The organism is Pseudomonas sp. MM213, assembly GCF_020423045.1.
Classification (GTDB): Bacteria; Pseudomonadota; Gammaproteobacteria; order Pseudomonadales; family Pseudomonadaceae; genus Aquipseudomonas; species Aquipseudomonas migulae.
Map to the genome: position 1 here is coordinate 2,329,072 of NZ_CP081943.1, position 17,197 is coordinate 2,346,268.

At 60.6% G+C, this 17,197-nt stretch carries 13 protein-coding genes; 3 read left to right on the forward strand and 10 right to left on the reverse strand.

What is annotated here, in order from left to right; translation table 11 throughout:
• Window positions 1-155: 155 nt before the first annotated feature.
• From K5R88_RS10565 to K5R88_RS10575, 3 genes are all read right to left on the reverse strand, one after another.
• Window positions 156-3,824 (reverse strand): translocation/assembly module TamB domain-containing protein, encoded by a 3,669-nt coding sequence (locus tag K5R88_RS10565; protein WP_226299927.1) that lies wholly within the window; start codon window positions 3,822-3,824, stop codon window positions 156-158.
• Window positions 3,821-5,548, reverse strand: a complete 1,728-nt coding sequence (locus tag K5R88_RS10570; protein WP_032832898.1) for an autotransporter assembly complex protein TamA — start codon at window positions 5,546-5,548, stop codon at window positions 3,821-3,823. Before K5R88_RS10570 ends, K5R88_RS10565 begins: the two co-directional genes overlap by 4 nt.
• Window positions 5,549-5,615: 67 nt before the next feature.
• The gene (locus K5R88_RS10575; protein WP_008032790.1) at window positions 5,616-6,266 is read right to left on the reverse strand and encodes a GNAT family N-acetyltransferase; all 651 of its coding nucleotides are present in this window, start codon (window positions 6,264-6,266) and stop codon (window positions 5,616-5,618) included.
• A 333-nt stretch (window positions 6,267-6,599) separates the two neighbouring features.
• Here K5R88_RS10575 and xthA point away from each other — a divergent pair, with 333 nt between their 5' ends.
• Together xthA and K5R88_RS10585 are read left to right on the forward strand one after the other, a co-directional pair.
• Window positions 6,600-7,412: an exodeoxyribonuclease III gene (gene xthA / locus K5R88_RS10580; protein ID WP_008045135.1), complete on the forward strand. Its 813-nt coding sequence runs from the start codon at window positions 6,600-6,602 to the stop codon at window positions 7,410-7,412.
• Between the two features lie 150 nt (window positions 7,413-7,562).
• Window positions 7,563-8,903, forward strand: coding sequence for a substrate-binding domain-containing protein (locus K5R88_RS10585; protein WP_226299928.1), 1,341 nt, complete (start codon window positions 7,563-7,565; stop codon window positions 8,901-8,903).
• A gap of 959 nt (window positions 8,904-9,862) precedes the next feature.
• On the opposite strand, the gene K5R88_RS10590 is transcribed toward K5R88_RS10585, so the two are convergent.
• Both K5R88_RS10590 and K5R88_RS10595 read right to left on the reverse strand, forming a co-directional pair.
• On the reverse strand, window positions 9,863-10,381 hold the full coding sequence (locus tag K5R88_RS10590) for an ankyrin repeat domain-containing protein (RefSeq protein WP_226299929.1): 519 nt from the start codon (window positions 10,379-10,381) through the stop codon (window positions 9,863-9,865).
• A gap of 96 nt (window positions 10,382-10,477) precedes the next feature.
• Entirely contained in the window at window positions 10,478-12,316 is a 1,839-nt protein-coding gene (locus K5R88_RS10595) for a long-chain-acyl-CoA synthetase (protein WP_223556690.1), read from the reverse strand.
• Between the two features lie 331 nt (window positions 12,317-12,647).
• Here K5R88_RS10595 and K5R88_RS10600 point away from each other — a divergent pair, with 331 nt between their 5' ends.
• On the forward strand, window positions 12,648-12,926 hold the full coding sequence (locus tag K5R88_RS10600) for a DUF3509 domain-containing protein (RefSeq protein ID WP_008031503.1): 279 nt from the start codon (window positions 12,648-12,650) through the stop codon (window positions 12,924-12,926).
• A 134-nt stretch (window positions 12,927-13,060) separates the two neighbouring features.
• On the opposite strand, the gene mtnC is transcribed toward K5R88_RS10600, so the two are convergent.
• Genes mtnC through aroC form a run of 5 tightly spaced genes read right to left on the reverse strand, consistent with a single transcriptional unit; the run spans window position 13,061 to window position 17,195 of the window.
• A complete protein-coding gene (gene mtnC / locus K5R88_RS10605) occupies window positions 13,061-13,744 on the reverse strand; it encodes an acireductone synthase (protein WP_223436105.1) in 684 nt (227 codons plus the stop codon).
• A 4-nt stretch (window positions 13,745-13,748) separates the two neighbouring features.
• On the reverse strand, window positions 13,749-14,294 hold the full coding sequence (locus tag K5R88_RS10610; RefSeq protein WP_008031498.1) for a 1,2-dihydroxy-3-keto-5-methylthiopentene dioxygenase: 546 nt from the start codon (window positions 14,292-14,294) through the stop codon (window positions 13,749-13,751).
• A 12-nt stretch (window positions 14,295-14,306) separates the two neighbouring features.
• Window positions 14,307-14,927 carry a methylthioribulose 1-phosphate dehydratase gene (locus K5R88_RS10615; RefSeq protein ID WP_226299930.1) on the reverse strand — a complete coding sequence of 207 codons (621 nt, stop codon included), beginning with the start codon at window positions 14,925-14,927 and terminating at the stop codon, window positions 14,307-14,309.
• Window positions 14,924-16,075: an MFS transporter gene (locus tag K5R88_RS10620; RefSeq protein WP_223449341.1), complete on the reverse strand. Its 1,152-nt coding sequence runs from the start codon at window positions 16,073-16,075 to the stop codon at window positions 14,924-14,926. Before K5R88_RS10620 ends, K5R88_RS10615 begins: the two co-directional genes overlap by 4 nt.
• A 28-nt stretch (window positions 16,076-16,103) precedes the next feature.
• Window positions 16,104-17,195: a chorismate synthase gene (gene aroC / locus K5R88_RS10625; protein WP_008031492.1), complete on the reverse strand. Its 1,092-nt coding sequence runs from the start codon at window positions 17,193-17,195 to the stop codon at window positions 16,104-16,106.
• Window positions 17,196-17,197: the final 2 nt, after the last annotated feature.

Below are 17,197 nucleotides of genomic sequence, written 5' to 3' on the forward strand. Positions count from 1 at the left end.
TATTAGATGGATAAATGGTGCGGGTTTTTGTGGTGAACACGCTGACGCCATCGCGAGCAGGCTCGCTCCCACATTGGTTCTGCGGTGTACACAAATCCACTGTGGGAGCGAGCCTGCTCGCGATGGCAGCAACTCGGTTTCGGAAAGGACGGGACCTAGAAATCCCGCTTGTAAAAGATATCCAGCGAACTGGCCACGCCACCCGCCGCTTCGAGGTACACCTTCTTGCTCAGCTTGTAGCGCAGGGCAATGGTGTTGGCCGGCTCAAACACGCCAACGCCATAACGCAGGCTGAGCTTCTCGGAGATATTGCCGCTGGCGACCACACTCGTCGTATTGCCGCTGCCCTCGGTATCGAGCTGGAAATCCTGAATCCCCAGATCGCTGGCCAGTTTGCCGGTCACCCCGGCACTGCCCATCAGGCCCAACCCCAGCGCGGCCTGCGCCAGCATGTTGTTGTCTTCACCGGTGGTGCTCAGCGGACGCCCGAGCACCAGATAGGACAAGGCCTGTTCCTGGCTCATCGCCGGTTCGGAGAATATCTGCGTGGTCGGCTGCTCGGCGCTGCCGCTCAGGCGAATACCGGCGATGACGTCGTCGGTCTGGCGAATCGCCTCGATGTCCAGGTACGGCTGATCGATCGGGCCGGCAAACAGCAAGCGCGCCCGGCGCACCGTCAGCCGCTGGCCGTAGGCCCGATAACGCCCGTCGTTGAGCCACAGCTCGCCGCGGGTGTCCATGTTGTCGCCGATGTGCACGTGCCCTTGCAGGTTGGCGGTCAGGCCAAACCCGGCGAAGCTGAGTTTGTCTTCGCCGACCGCCACGTCGATGTCCATTTTCATCGCCAGCGGCGGTTTGCCCTCTTCGGTCTGCGCGCCAATGATCACCGTGTCATCAGAGACCTTGACCGTCGACGGCGGCAACTCGCGCACGGTGATTTCGCCTTTCGGCACCAGCACTTTGCCAGCGATGGCCAGCTCGTCGCCCTTCATCGAAATCTTCAAGTCCGGCGCCACTTCGAGCTTGGCGTACGGTTCGACAGTGACCGGCAATTGCGTGCCTTTGAGCGCCAGGTCCACCACCAGCGCCTGACCCCAGGCGATGCTGCCGGTCAAGCTGCCCTGCCCGCTCTTGCCGCTTTTCCAGCCACCGTTCAACTGCACGGTTTCGCCGGCGATCAGCGCTTGAAGCTGCAACGCTTCAAGGTCCATCGGCAATTCAGGGCCGGAAATCTCGCCGTCGCTGAGCAACAGATTGCCGTTGACCAAAGGCGCCAGCAGCCCACCGGAAATCGTGCCGCTGCCATTCAGGCGTCCGGTGAGCTTCTCGACCATCGGCACAAACGGTCGCGCCACGGACAGGTCAAGGCCATTGAGGCGGAACGCGCCGGTCAGCGGTTTGTTCTTCGGCAATGGATTGATCTGCGCCTGCACACTCAATTCGCCGAGCTTGCCGCCGACGAAGTTGAGGTCGGTGTCGATGCGCTTGGGCGTGAGTTTGCTGGTGAGTTTCAAGGTCTGGTAGGGGAAGTCCAGCCACTGATCCTTTTCCTTGATGCGCAGGGTGCCGCCGCTGGCATCGAGGCTGATCTGGCCGTTCGGGCCGCTGGCCGGCAGGTCCAGTTGCAGATCGGCGTTGAGCCGGCCCTTCCAGGCGAAATCCTTCGGCAGCCATTGCGCAAGGCTTTCAATCGGGAATTGCTTGAGGTGATAACGCAACTTCGGTTCCGGCATCAGGCGCTGGTCTTCACCGCAAAGACTGGCCGGGCCGGACATCCAGCAATGGGCGCCGAAGTTGATTTTGCCGTCCGCCAGCCGTTCGAGTTTCGCCGGGTTTTGCAGCTTCCAGTCCTGGCCACCGGCCTGAATGTCACCGCTGGCCAAACGTCCGCGCCAGTTGCCTTTGTCCAGATTGCCGTCGAGGCCCAGGGCCAGTTTCAGTTGCGGGCCTTGCAGGTCGAGTGTCAGTTTCTGGTTTTTGATATCGCCCTGACCGCTGGCCGTCAGCGTGCCCAGCGACGTGTCGCCGGCCTGAATGCCCGAGCCCTTGAAATCGATTTTCGCCCGTTGCGCACTGTCGAGGGTCGCGTCGAGGTTCAGGCTTTGCAGGCGATTGTCTTCGAACGCCAGTTGCGTGCCTTGCAGCCCGAGCTTGCCTTGCGGCGCCTTGAGCGTGCCGGCGACATCGACGCGACCATTGAGCTGGCCGCGCAGTTGCGGCCACAGCTGCGCCAGGCGCGACAGCTTGATGTCGATCTGACCGGCGAGTTTCTGTTGCAGGCTGCCTTTGCCGGTGATGCTGTTGTCACCGAGGCGGATTTGCAGCGCAGTGAGGTTCCATTGCTCGCCGCTACCATCGGCCTTGGCTTGCAGGATGGCCGGCTGGCCACGCAGTTTGCCCTTCAGATCAAGGTCCGCGTTCAGGCTGAGTTGTTCATTCTTCATCTCGCCTTTGCTGCGCAGCGGTCCGGCCAGGGTGCCCGGCAATTCCGCGACCCAATACGCCGGGTTGATGGCCGACAGGTCCAGTGCGGTGTCCCAGGCAATGCCATCGGCAAACTGCAGGTTCAGGTGGCCTTCGGCCTTGCCCTGCCCGGCTTCGAGCTGGATTTGTTGCAGGTAGATTTTCGTCAGGTCGCCGGCGAACGGACTGCTCAGGCTGAACGCCCCGGCCGGACCATCCAGTGCAGCCTTGAAGTTGCCGAGGTATTTGCCGTCGGTGTAAGAGACTTCGCCGTTGAAGCTGCGCAACGCCACTTCAGGTTCGTCGATCAGCGGATAGAGCCGGTGCCAGGGGAAATCCAGCCAGTCGATTTTCGCCGTGGCGTTCAGGCCTTTACTCCAGTCCAGAACACCCGTGAGTTTGAGACTTTGCTTGTCGTTGGCGGTCAGGTCCAGCGCGGCGATCTGCGCGCCGTTGGCGTCGACTTTGCCTTGCAGCATCAGTGCAACCGGGCCTTGCTCAGCGGGCAGCGTGGCGTTGCCGCGCAACTGGTAGCCATTTTTCAGGTCGCCGTCACCGGTCAGTTCAAGCTGATTGAATTGCAGGGTGTCCGGCAGGTCCGCACTGGGTTTGAAGCCGTCGGCGACGATCCGCACCTTGGCCGGCAGGTTGTCCACCAGCGGCTGCAACTCGCCGGTCAGTTGGCCGTTCAGGTAACCGCTGCTGTCGGCGGTGAGCTTCAGGGTTTTCAGCAGGTCGCCGTTTATTTTCAGCGTCAGCGCCCAGGGCTCGGGCGCCGGCAGGGTCAGTTTGCCCTCAGCCTTGAGCGGCCAGTTGCCGTTGGGTTGCAGGAGGCCGGACAGATTCAGGCTGAGGTCGTCGCGTTGCAGTTGCACCGAGTCGATCTGCATCCCCTGCTCGGTCCAGTGCGCCGCCAGTTGCAGGCCTTTGAGTTCTTCGCTGCCGTTGAACAGCAAGCTGCCGACCTGCACGTCGCCCAGCTCGATGGCCAGTGGCAATTTCAGATCCGGCAAGGTGATTGGTCCGCTGCTCTGCTCTTCAGGACCCGGTGGAAATTGCAGGCTGACCTGATCGGTTTTCAGTTGCCCGATGCACAGGGCCATGCGCGTCAGGCACAACGGCGACCAGGCGAAAATCACCTTGCTCAGCTCAACCCGGCTGGTGTCCTGCTGCCAGACCAGATGATCGGCGCTCCACTGACCGCCCAGACGGCCCTGGAAATTCTCGACCGTCAAACCCGGCACAAAGCCGAGCGCCCAGCGGCTGCCCGTCGCGGTGCCCAGCACCGTGGTCACGGTCAGCAGCACCAGCATCAGCAGCGCCAGAATCGTCAGCAGCGTTACTTTCAAACCACGCTTCACAGCTCAGGCCCCATGGAAAAGTGCAGTCGTATGCCGCCGTCGTCGTCCATCGCGTGGGCCAGGTCGAGGCGAATCGGCCCCACCGGTGACACCCAGCGCACGCCGATACCGACGCCGGTCTTGAGGTCGGGCAGTTCGAGTTTGTTGAAGGAGTTGCCCTGGTCGACGAACGTTGCGACCCGCCATTTTTCGGCGATGGAGTATTGATACTCGACGCTGCCGGCAATCATGTAGCGACCACCGATGCGGTCGCCGTCGGAGTTTTCCGGGGACAGGCTCTGGTAGTCGTAACCGCGCACGCTCTGATCGCCACCGGCGAAGAAGCGCAGCGACGGCGGCACCGATTTGTAGCCATTGGTGGCACTGCCACCCACCTGCACCCGACCGAGGAAACGGTGTTTATCGAACACCGTGGTCAGGCCTTTGACCAGCGCGGTGCCGTAAAGCAGGTTGTTGTCGGAACCCAAGCCTTCCTTGGCCACTTTGGTTTCGAACTGCAGGCGATAGCCGTTGTGCGGGTCGATGCGGTTGTCGCTTTTCAGGTAGGAATAGCTGACGCCGGGCATCAGCAGATTGCTCAGCCCCGAGTCATCGCCGAGTCGATATTCTTCGCGCTGCCATTTCAGCGACACCACCCGCTGCCAGCCGCTGGGCAACTTGCTGTGCCATTCGGGGCCCAGGGTCAGGAGTTTACTCAGGCTGTCCTTGTCGGCGATTTCTTCGCTCTGATAACCACCGGCGAAACGCAGTTTGTCGGTCAGTGGCGGGTCCAGCGGAATGTCATAGAACAGCCCGACGTTTTGCCGTGGCGCCGAGACTTCGGTTTCCCAGCCATAGCTGTGGCCTTGAGGGTTGACCCAGTGCCGGGTCCAGTTGGCCTTGACCCGTGGGCCGACGTCTGTGGAATAGCCCAGGCCGAGGCCCATGGTCCGCGGCTTGCGGGTGTCGAGCTTGACGTCCACCGGGATCACATCGTTCTTGGACGCCGTCGGCGCGGCGTCGACGCGCACGCCTTCGAAGTACCCGCTTGCCTGCAGATTCTGATTCAGTTCGGCGATCAGTTCGGAGTCATAGGGCTCACCCGCCTTGAACGGCACCATGCGTTGCAGCAACTCTTCGTCGAACGGCGTATCGCCTTCGAAACTGACTTTACCCAAGGTGTAACGCGGGCCGCTTTCGTAGATCAGTTCGATGTCGGCAACGCCGGCTCGCGGGTCGACCGCCAGTTTCTGCCGGGTGAAATAACCGCTGAAGAAACCGTAACGCGAAGCCTGGTTCTGGATCAGCCGCTTGGCGTCTTCGTAGCGGCCATGATTGAGCACCGCGCCGGTTTTCAGCGCATTGCTTTTGGGCACACGAAAGGTTTTGAGGGAGGCCGCAGGGCCGTCGATGCGAATAGTGACATTGCGCAAATGCACAGGCTCGCCGGGATCGATGTTCATGACCAGGCGCGGTGTCTTGCCGCCCTTCACGTCCGTGTCGATCTGTGGCTGGTAATAACCCAAGGCCTGGGCGGCCTTGCGCGCCTGTTCTTCGGCGCCACGACTGAAGCGCAACAAGGCCTCCTCGTCACGATCGCCGAGGCTGCCGATATAGCCCTCTATATTGGCCTTCAGTTCATCGTTGGACGGTTTGATCCGCACATCCAATTCACTTTGCGCCAGCGCCGCGCAGCTGGTGATCAGCATCAGCACGCCGCTGGTAATTCTTCCTGGAAACTTCATAGGCGCGGATGCTATCACGAGCGTGGGAGCGTGATAGAGCCTCGCGCCCCGCGAAAGTTCTACCGTTTTATGCCGTGGCGGTTTGCAGCACCTGTGGGTTGGCGTGGAAAAACACGTGCTCGCGGATCGGTCCTACCGCCACTTCACCGATTTCCTCGTAGCCCTGACGTTTATAGAACTCCAGATAACGCGGATTCCCGGTATCGAGGACTACACCCTGGGAATGCTCATCGACCGCGCACCAGTTATGGACCGCCTGCAGCAGTTGTTCGCCGAAGTGCTTGCCCTGAAATTGCGGGTGAACCCCCAGCAAGGGCAGCAGGTGCACCGAATCGGACGGCACGCAGGCCATCACCGCGTCGTGGTATTCGAGGTAGCGGCGGGTGCAGCGAAACCCGGTGCTGAGCACCATCCGCAGGCGCCACGCCCAGCTTTCAGTGATGCCCAGGCGTCGTTGCGGCGGCGCGATCAGCGCGATACCGATCAAGCGGTCGTTGACCAGCAGGCCGATGGCCGGCAAATCCTGAAGAAAGTGTTGCTTGACCAGTTCCCGCACGGTGGCGCGTACACGCTGTTCATAACCGGGGCGTTCGGCTTCGAAGAGGTAACCGAAGGTCGGTTCATGGCGGTAGGCCTGGTACAACAGGGAGCGGGCTTCGCGGGAGTAGCCGCTGTCGAGCATGTGGATATCGGCGATGACGGTCGAGGTTTCGGGCATAACGGTCATTCTCCCCGGCGCGGCTCGGGTGGCTGCGCTCTTATTGGTACGAGCGTTTGGGTGGCTTTACAGTTCCCCAGACAGGTATAGACCAAGTCAGGATCTTCATCGACTGAACTGGCCTCTTCGCGGGCAAGTCGAATCGTCGCACCGCTCGCTCCTACAGGTTCACATATTTTGTGTAGGGCACCGCTCCTGTAGGAGCGAGGCTTGCCCGCGAAGAGGCCGGGACTGCCAATGAAGATCTGACAGAACACCGCGAATCCCCTCACCCCACACTGGCCCCAATCCCACAGGTCAGCTAGCATCGCCCTTTTGCCAGGACTGCCGACCATGAAGATCGTCTCCTTCAACATCAACGGGCTGCGCGCTCGTCCTCATCAGCTGGCGGCGCTGATCGAAAAGCATCAGCCGGACGTGATCGGCCTGCAGGAAACCAAGGTCCACGACGATCAATTCCCGCTGGCCGAGATCCAGGCGCTGGGCTATCACGTGTATTTCCACGGGCAGAAAGGTCACTACGGCGTCGCCCTGCTCTCGCGCAAGGAACCGCTGGAACTGCACAAAGGTTTCGTCACCGATGAAGAAGACGCCCAGCGCCGCTTCATCTGGGGCACCTTCGCTGATGCCAATGGCGTGCCGGTGACCATCATGAACGGCTATTTCCCACAGGGTGAAAGCCGCGACCATCCGACCAAATTCCCGGCCAAGGAACGTTTCTACAACGATCTGCAGCACCTGCTGGAAAGCCAGTTCAGCAACGAACAGCCGCTGGTGGTGATGGGCGATGTGAACATTTCCCCGGAAGACTGCGACATCGGTATCGGCCCGGACAACATGAAGCGCTGGCTGAAAACCGGTAAATGCAGCTTCCTGCCGGAAGAACGCGAGTGGATGGCACGCCTGAAGAACTGGGGCCTGGTGGACAGCTTCCGCCACCTGAACCCGGACGTGGCCGACCGATTCAGCTGGTTCGACTACCGCAGCCGTGGCTTTGAGGATGAACCGAAGCGCGGGCTGCGGATTGACGTGATCATGGCGTCCCACGGCTTGTTGCCGCGCGTGAAGGATGCCGGTGTGGATTACGAGCTGCGCGGGATGGAAAAACCATCGGACCACGCGCCGATCTGGCTTGAGTTGAGCTAAAAGCAAAAGATCGCAGCCTGCGGCAGCTCCTACACGGATGTACCAGTCCTGTAGGAGCTGCCGCAGGCTGCGATCTTTCTATTTGTCATCTTTCAGAAACCTTACTGACTTAATCTCCCGGCACTTTCTTTGTTCTTTAAAGGTGCCGGCATGACGCTGCGCGTTTTCTTCCTGTTAATGCTGTGCGCCGGGTTGCCAATCACCGCGTCGGCCGGTGACTTGCCGACGCCCAAACAGGGACCGGTGTTGCGCATCCAGGGTTCCAACACCATTGGCGCGGCATTGGGCCCGGCGCTGGTCGAGGGCTTGATGCGCGAGCAAGGCTTGTTCAAGGTCCACAGCGAAACCCCGGACAAAGCCAACGAATTGCGCGTGGTCGGTGAAACCGCTCAGGGCCGCCGGGTTATGGTGGACATCGCGGCCCACGGTTCCAGCACCGGTTTCACCGCCCTGAAAAACGCCACGGCGGACCTCGCCGCCTCTTCGCGCCCGATCAAGGACAGCGAACTGCTGGCCCTGCAATCCCTCGGCGACCTGAAGAGCCCCGGCGCCGAGCAGGTGATCGCCATCGACGGCCTGGCAATCATCCTTCATCCGCAAAACCCGCTGAATCAACTCAACACCGAACAACTGGCGCAAATCTTCAGCGGCGAAGTGAAAACCTGGGAAGAACTCGGCGGCAGCGGTGGGACCATTCACCTGTATGCGCGGGATGACCAATCGGGCACGTACGACACGTTTAAGGAAGTGGTGCTCAGCCGTCGTGGGAAAACGCTGAACAGCGCAGCGAAACGTTTCGAATCCAGCGAGCAGTTGTCCGACGCGGTCAGCCTCGATCCGCAAGGCATCGGTTTTATCGGCCTGCCCTACGTGCGTCAGGCTAAAGCCGTAGCGATCGTCGATGGCCAATCCCAGGCCATGCCGCCGCTCAACAGCCTGATCGCCACGGAAGACTATCCATTGTCGCGGCGGTTGTTCTTTTACCTGCCGCCCAACGCCAAAAACCCCTGGGCCGAAGCATTGGTGGCGTTTGCGCAAAGCAGCAACGGTCAGGCCATCGTTGCGGCCAACGGGTTTATTGCCCAGACCGTCCAGGCGATGGCCGTTACGCCCAATGCATTGATGCCCGAGGGTTATCAGGCGCTCAGTCGCCACGCCCAGCGCTTGACCGTGAATTTTCGTTTCGAGGAAGGCAGCGCAACGCTGGACAACAAGGCCCGACAGGATCTGACGCGGGTGCTTGATTACCTTCAGCAGAACCAGAAAACCAACCGGCAGGTGACGTTGGTGGGGTTTGGCGATGCCAAGAGCGATCCGGCGCGGGCTGACCTGCTGTCGAAATTGCGGGCCATGGCGGTGCGGCGGGAGTTGGTGAAAAGCGGCGTGGTGTTTCGCGAGATTCGCGGTTTTGGCGCCGAGATGCCGGTGGCGGCCAATAGTGCGGATGAGGGGCGGATCAAGAATCGGCGGGTTGAGGTTTGGGTGTATTGACACCCTGTTCGATCAAACGAATTGAGTACATATCCGTTGCTGCGGTAACGGCTTCTATTGGTTTCGCCCTTACGGCGAGTCACTTGGAAGAGCCCCAAGTAACCAAGGGCTCTTGCCCCTTTCGTTCGGTGGCTCGCTAAGGCTCGGCATACCCTCGCTCCGGTCCTGCTCCGTGGGCCCGCCGCCATCGGCCATCCATGGCCGGGGGCGGCTAACCCGGCATCCATGCCGGGTTGCCCACTGCGCAGAACCTGCGCTCGGCCTCTCGAGGGGGCGCTCAGATCAAAAGCTGAAGGCGAGCTAACGCTCGGCCTGATGAGTGGTGAAGATCAAAGGCGTACGCGCGCCCTGTAGGAGCCGGCTTGCCGGCGAAAATCGTCTGGGCAACGCGTTCATCCAGACAGCCCGCGTTATCGTTGGAGTCCATCGCCAGCAAGCTGGCTCCTACAAGGGAAATGCATATGCATTTGGATAAATACGATCAACTGTAGGAGCCGGCTTGCCGGCTCCTACAGGGGAGCGGTGTACATGTCGGGAATGAGTGAACGCATCAAAGAAGGACAACGCGTACAACTGAAGAGCCAGGTCGGCTTTCAGGCCGCCTCGGCGGCTGTGGCGGTAGTCGCCCCCTCGAGAGGCCGAGCGCAGGTTCTGCGCAGTGGGCAACCCGGCATGGATGCCGGGTTAGCCGCGCACGGCCAAGGATGGCCGATCGCGGCGGGCCCACGGAGCAGGACCGGAGCGAGGGTATGCCGAGCATTAGCGAGGCACCGAACGAAAGGGGCAAAAGCGCTTTGGTTACTTTCGCGCTTTTCGAAAGTGACTCGCCGTAAGGGCGAAACCAATAGAAACCGTTACCACAACAACGGATATGTACTCCGACAAAAAAAATGATCGACTATCAGGCCGCCATCGCCAGCAAGCCGGCTCCTACAGAGGTTCCGAGGCCAGATGCTCAATCAGCCCAGCAGCTTCTCCAATTGCGCAACAGTATCCACCGCACCCAGCGTTTTCGCAGCATCCAACGCCGAAACCCCATTGGCATCCTTGGCCTTCGGATCCGCCCCTTTGCTGATCAGGTAATCAACGATTTCCACGCGGTTGAACATCGCCGCCATCATCAACGCCGTGCGACCGTCAAACGATGCACCTTCCACCAGCGCACCGCCCTCGACCAACGACTTGACCACCGCCAGGTCCCCTTTGAACGCCGCGCCGGCAATCGGGCTCTGGCCATTGTCGTTGCGGATTTCCGGATCAGCCTTGTGCTCAAGCAGCACTTTCACCGTGTCCACATGGCCGTGGTAAGCGGCCAGCATCAGTAACGTGTCACCCTTGTGGTTGCGCAGGTTCGGCGGCAGGCCTTTGGTCAGCAGCGCAGCCATCATCGCCGCATCGCCCTCGCGCGCCTTGTTGAAAACCTGTTCGGCAAATTCGGCGGCTTCTTCGGGGGTCATCTGGCGGCTTTGATCGGACATTGGAAACTCCACTTACAGTTATTCGCAAAGCCGACAGTTTCCCGAGCGCCCCCGACACTGTCACTTGTTTTTTCTCAAGGCACGCCATAGCCACAATCAATAGCGGTACTTGCCACCGTGAATATCCGCCAGCAATTGTTCGTCGACCTGCACGTAAGTGTCGGTTCCCGGCAGCCAGGCATAGATCGGGTCGTCGCCGGTTTTGCCAGGGTCGAAGGCTTCGTCCTTGAGACGGGTCTTCTGGTATTTGAAGGTGCCGGTGGTCTCCATCTTCACTTTCACCCGCAGGAACAGCGGCACCGCATACGCCGGCATTTGCTCACGGGCGAAGGCCAGCAGCTCGCTGAAATCCAGGGTCGCCAGGGACTCGGCGGGTGTGATCGCCGCCATCCCGGCGCGCCCGTTGGTGTTGCGGACCTCCACGCCATAAGCCACGGCTTCGGAAATGTTCGGGTGTTGCAGCAGGATGTTTTCGACCTCGGTGGTCGAGACGTTTTCACCCTTCCAGCGATAAGTGTCCCCCAGGCGGTCGACGAACTGCGCGTGACCAAAACCGATGTTGCGCAGCAGGTCACCGGTGTTGAAGTAACGGTCACCCTTCTCGAACACGTCGTGCAGCACGACTTTTTCAGTCTTCTGCGGATCGGTGTAGCCATCCAGCGGCGCCTTGTCGTCGATCTTCGCCAGCAACAGCCCCTGCTCACCCTTGGCCACCTTGCGCATGAAGCCGTTGGCGTCACGCGTCGGCGCCCCGCTGTCATGGTCGTAGGCCGCAAGCTCCCAAGACATCAGGGAAAACCCGACGGTGTTGTCGAAGTTGAGGATGTTGGTGAAACCGATATTGCCGTCGCTGGCCGCGTACAACTCGCAGATGTGGTTCACGCCAAAGCGTGTCTTGAATTCGTGCCATGCGCCGGGGCGCAGGCCGTTGCCGATCATTTTCGTCACGCCGTGCTGGTTGTCCTCGGCGCTGGGCGGTTGATCCACGAGGTAGCGGCACAATTCGCCGACGTAACCGAGGGTGGTCGCGCGGTAATTGCGCACGTCGCTCCAGAACTGACTGGCGCTGAACTTGCGGCGGATGGCAAACCCCGAGGCGCCGCTGATGGCAGAGCCCCAGCACACGCACAGCCCGGTGGCGTGATACAGCGGCAAGGTGCAATAGACGATGTCCTCGGGGCGCATGTCCAGTGCGATCAAGCCGAAACTGGCCGAGCTGCGCATCCAGCGGCCGTGTTTGAACACCCCGGCCTTGGGCAGCCCGGTGGTGCCCGAGGTGTAGATGTAGAAACACGGGTCGTCGAAAAAAACCTGCTGGCTGCTGACGGGGTTGTCGCTGGGGCTGTCGGCAATCGCGGTCATCAGGTTGATGAAACCGTCGGGGGCAATGCCCGGTTGGCGGTAGGTGTCCTGGTCGGCGACGAACCAGGTGCGCGCCGCGTCGATCGAGACCCGTTCGCGCACTGCCGCAAACGCCGGCACCAGTTCCTCACCAACAATGATCGCTGCCGGCGCCACCAGGTTCAGGCTGTGGGCCAGGGTATCGCGGGTTTGAGACGTGTTGAGCAAGGCACTGATCGCCCCGACCTTGGCCACCGCCAATATGTTCACCAACAGTTCCGGACGGTTTTCGATGAACACCGCGACCACATCGCCCTTGCCGATGCCTTGGGCAATCAAGTGATGGGCGATGCGATTGGCCCATTGATTGACTTGCGAGTACGTGAGCACCACCGCGCCCTGGAGCAAGGCCGGGCCGGCGGGATTGCGCAACGTCGCTTGTTCGAAGCTCCAGCCCAGGCCACACGGTTGGGTCGGGTCCTTGACGTTGGCGGCCTTCATGCCTTTCACCACCCGGGGGATGGCTTTGGCAATGGACGGCAGCTTGCGGAGCATCATGCCCCAGGTAATCGTGTCGTTCGTCGTGCGGCTCATGGGTGCTCCCGTTCGATCTTTTTATTGTCGGGCGACGGTGATTGAGCCCGAAAATACGTCAACGGTTCTTGAGCTGTACACGCGGTTTTTGAAATGTTTTGTATCCGCGAAAAACGCGAACCCGGAGGATGTGAATGGTTCCATCGAACCGACATCGACCCCGCAAAATGCAGGATGCACGATGGCCATTCATGCAGATTGCACGAAAGCAAAAAATTGGCTTTAAATTAACTTATTGATTTATAACGTTTTTTAAAAAAACAGGTGCTGGCACAATCACTGCAACTACCTCTGCATGCTTGCCATTCAAGCGCTTACGGAGCTGATAGACATGAACCTGATCCAGGAAAAATTTTCGTCCCTGTTCTCCAACTTCGAAGTCACCACCCAGCCACGTCCCGACGGTGGCATTCTGCTGACCTTGCGCAGCAGTGAAGGCAGAGTCTTCAAGCGCTCGGTTTCCTACCAGCAGCTGCATGCCGGTGATCAGCTGTCGTGGGTAATCAGTGCGATCCGCCGTGACCTGGCCGAACAGGCCAGCGAATTGCCGCAGATCTCCATGCTGCAAAGCCAACAGCGCTTTGCGCTGCCGACGTATCACTCGGCATAAACCGTTTCAACGCCGCAAACCAGCCCTTGTAGGAGCGAAGCTTGCTCGCGAAGGCGGCGTATCAGTCAACATTAATATCGCCTGATACGCCGCCTTCGCGAGCAAGCTTCGCTCCTACAGGTTAGCGTCGTGAATTAGTACGCGGAAGGGTTGATCCGGGCGAAGCTGTCCACGGTCACATGCCCTGCCAACTCCCCGCCTTCACGTGCCAGTCCGCAGGTTGCCATACCCGCCGTGCGCGCCGCGTCCAGCTCTTCGACGATGTCCGACAGGAACAGAATCTGCGCCGCTTCAAGGCCGATGGCCTGGGTGATGCGCTGGTACGACTGCGCTTCACGCTTGGGTCCCGATGTGGTGTCGAAATAGCCGCTGAACAACGGCGACAAATCCCCCGCCTCGGAGCAGCCGAAGATCAGTTTTTGCGCCTGAATCGAACCCGAGGAATAAACAAACAGTTTGAAACCCTGCTGATGCCAGCGCTTGAGCGCTTCAACGGCGTCCGGGTACACGTGACCTTTCAACTGCCCGGCCTGATAGCCCTGCTCCCAGACCATGCCTTGCAACGCCTTCAGCGGCGTGGCTTTGCGGTCTTCGGCGATCCAGCCCAGGAGAGTCTCGATGACGCGCTCGACATCGGCGTCCGGCTCATGGCTATCCCGGCGCACGGCGTCCAGTTGCTCCGCCACATCGGCGCGCGCGGCGTGCTGGCGAACGAAGTCCGGCAGGTGTTTGGCAGCGTAGGGAAACAGCACGTCGAACACAAAACTCACCGCGCTGGTGGTGCCTTCGATGTCGGTGAGAATCGCTTTGATCGGCATCGACTCAGTCCTCAAGACGCGGGAAGCGGCTGGCGATGTCTTCGCCGGTGAAATTGGCCACCCAGCCTTCCGGGTTGTTGAACAGCCGGATCGCGACGAAATGCGGATGCTCGCCCATGTCGAACCAGTGCGGCGTGCCGGCCGGTACCGAGATCAGGTCGTTTTTCTCGCAGAGCACGGCGTAGACATAATCGTCGATATGAAGGGTAAACAAGCCACGGCCGGCGACGAAAAATCGTACTTCGTCTTCGCCATGGCGGTGCTCGTCGAGGAACTTGGCGCGCAATTCGGCTTTTTGCGGATGATCGCTGTTCAGGCTGACCACATCGACGGTGATGTAACCGCGTTCAGTCATCAGCTTGTCGATTTGCTCCTGGTACGCGGCAATCACTTCTTCCTGACTGGCGCCGGGCTGGATTTTCGCCGCCGCTTGCCAGCGGTCGAAGCGCACACCCTGCTCGGCCAGGGTCGAGGCGATGTCTTCGAAATGGGTCAGCACCTTGTTCGGAATGTCAGGGCTTGAGACATGGTAGACGGACAGGCTGCTCATCAGGGCAACTCCTTAACGGTTTAGGATCGAACGCGTCTTCAACTCGCACTCGAACAAAAATTCAAAGGCCTCGATCTGCCGCAACGCATCACTCATGCGGGCGCCCCAGGTGTAGAGGCCGTGACCGCGAATCAGATAGCCGACGCAATCGGGATGGGCTTCCAGCCAAGGCTGCACCTTGGCGGCCAAGCGCGCAATGTCCTGATCGTTGTCGAAAATCGGCACACGCACCCGGGATTCGTGAGTCGAGATGCCGTTGAAAGCCTTTTGCAGCTCGTAGTCTTCGAACTCGATGAAATCTTCCGGCGTCAGGCGCGACAGCACCGTGGCGTTCACCGAATGGGTGTGCAGCACCGCGCCGATCTCCGCACGCCAGCTATAGAGTTGGGTGTGCAACAAGGTTTCGGCGGACGGTTTCTTGCCCGGTTCCAGACTGTTGCCCGACAGATCAGTGGCCAGCACATCGTCGATGCCCAACTGGCCTTTGTGCTTGCCGGACACGGTCAGCAAGGCTTCGCTCGGCGACAGTCGGGTCGAATAGTTGCTGCTGGTGGCCGGCGACCAGCCGCGGCCATACAAAAAACGCCCGGCGTCGATGATTTCCTGGGCGAGGTGTTCACGGGTCAGGCTCATGGCCGGTCCTCTTGCATACGTGTGGCAATGATAACGGCAGCCGCGAAGGCTGCCAGACTGGCAATACTAAAGGTGAACGAGGCCCCGAGGGCATTCCAGCTGTAGCCGGAGTACAACGCGCCCAGTGCGCCGCCGGTGCCGGCCAGTGCTGCGTACAACGCCTGGCCCTGCCCTTGCTGGCGCGCGCCGAAGCTACGTTGCACGAACTGGATGGCAGCGGCGTGAAAGCTGCCGAACGTCGCCGCGTGCAATACCTGGGCAAACAGCAGCACCGATAAAAATTCAGCGAGCGACCCCAGCAGCAACCAACGCAGCGCCGCCAGCAGAAAACTCGCCAGCAGCACCCGGCGCACGGAGAAGCGCGCAAGGATCTTGCTCATGGCCAGAAACATCAACACTTCGGCCACCACGCCCACTGCCCAGAGCAGGCCGATCAAGCCACGGCTGTAACCCAATCGCTCAAGGTGCAACGTCAGAAAGGTGTAATACGGGCCGTGGCTCATCTGCATCAGCGCCACGCACGCGTAAAACGCCAGCACACCGGGGCTGCGCAACTGCTTGAGAAACCCGTCAGCCGCCAGTCTTTCACTCTGGACCGGTTGCGCGTTCGGCACCCACAGGCTGCTGACGACGATCCCGGCCATGATCAGCACCAACGCCACCGGGTAGATGTCGAGGCTGAGCCATTCGAACAAGCGACCGAGCGCGACCACGGTGATGATGAAACCGATGGAACCCCACAAACGGATCTGACTGTAACGGGACGTCTGCCCTTTCAGATGCGCCAGGGTGATGACTTCGAACTGCGGCAACACCGCGTGCCAGAAGAACGCATGCAACGCCATGACCATCGCCAGCCAGGCGTAGGTTTTGCTGACGAAAATCAGCGAGAACGTCAGCAGCGTGCAGACCGCGCCGAAGCGCACGATGGCCAGGCGCTGGCCGGTGTAATCCCCGAGCCAGCCCCAGATGTTCGGCGCGACGCAACGCATCAGCATCGGGATCGCCACCAGCTCACCGATGCGCGCGGCAGAAAAACCCAGGTGATCGAAGTACAGCGCCAGGAACGGCGCTGTCGAACCGAGCAAGGCGAAATAGAACAGATAGAAACTGGAGAGCCGCCAGTACGGGAGCGCCGCCACGGTCATCAGACCGCAGCGACTGAGAGGTCAGCCATTAAAGCTGACCCAGCACCGGCGTGCTCACGCGCACATCGGCGTTCTGCCCGCGGTGACGCAACAGGTGATCCATCAGCACGATGGCCATCATCGCTTCGGCAATCGGCGTGGCGCGGATGCCGACGCACGGGTCGTGACGGCCCTTGGTGATGACCTCCACCGGGTTGCCATTGATGTCGATGGAACGGCCCGGCGTGGTGATGCTCGATGTTGGCTTCAACGCCAAATGCGCAACGATTGGCTGGCCGGAGGAGATGCCGCCGAGGATGCCGCCAGCGTTGTTGCTGAGGAATCCTTCCGGGGTCATTTCATCGCGATGCTCGGTGCCGCGCTGGGAAACACTGGCGAAACCGGCGCCGATTTCCACGCCTTTGACCGCGTTGATGCTCATCAGCGCGTGGGCCAGTTCGGCGTCGAGACGGTCGAAGATCGGCTCGCCAAGGCCTGGCATCACGCCTTCGGCAACGACGGTGATCTTCGCGCCAACCGAATCCTGGTCGCGGCGCAACTGGTCCATATAGGCTTCCAGTTCTGGCACCTTGTCCGGATCAGGGCTGAAGAACGCGTTTTCTTCCACCGAATCCCAGGTCTTGAACGGGATTTCGATCGGGCCGAGCTGGCTCATGTAACCGCGAATGACGATGCCCTGGGTGGCCAGGTATTTCTTGGCAATCGCGCCAGCCGCCACACGCATGGCGGTTTCCCGCGCCGAGCTGCGGCCACCACCACGGTAATCGCGTTCGCCGTACTTGTGGTGATAGGTGTAGTCGGCGTGGGCCGGGCGGAACAGGTCCTTGATCGCCGAGTAGTCCTTGGACTTCTGGTCGGTGTTGCGGATCAACAGGCCGATAGAGCAGCCCGTGGTGCGACCTTCGAAAATGCCGGAGAGGATTTCGACTTCGTCGGCTTCCTGGCGTTGGGTGGTGTGGCGGCTGGTGCCGGGTTTGCGGCGATCGAGGTCGCGCTGCAAATCTTCCAGGGAAATTTCCAGCCCCGGCGGGCAGCCGTCGACAATGGCGACCAACGCCGGACCATGGCTTTCGCCCGCGGTGGTGACAGTGAACAGCTTGCCGTAGGTATTGCCGGACATGC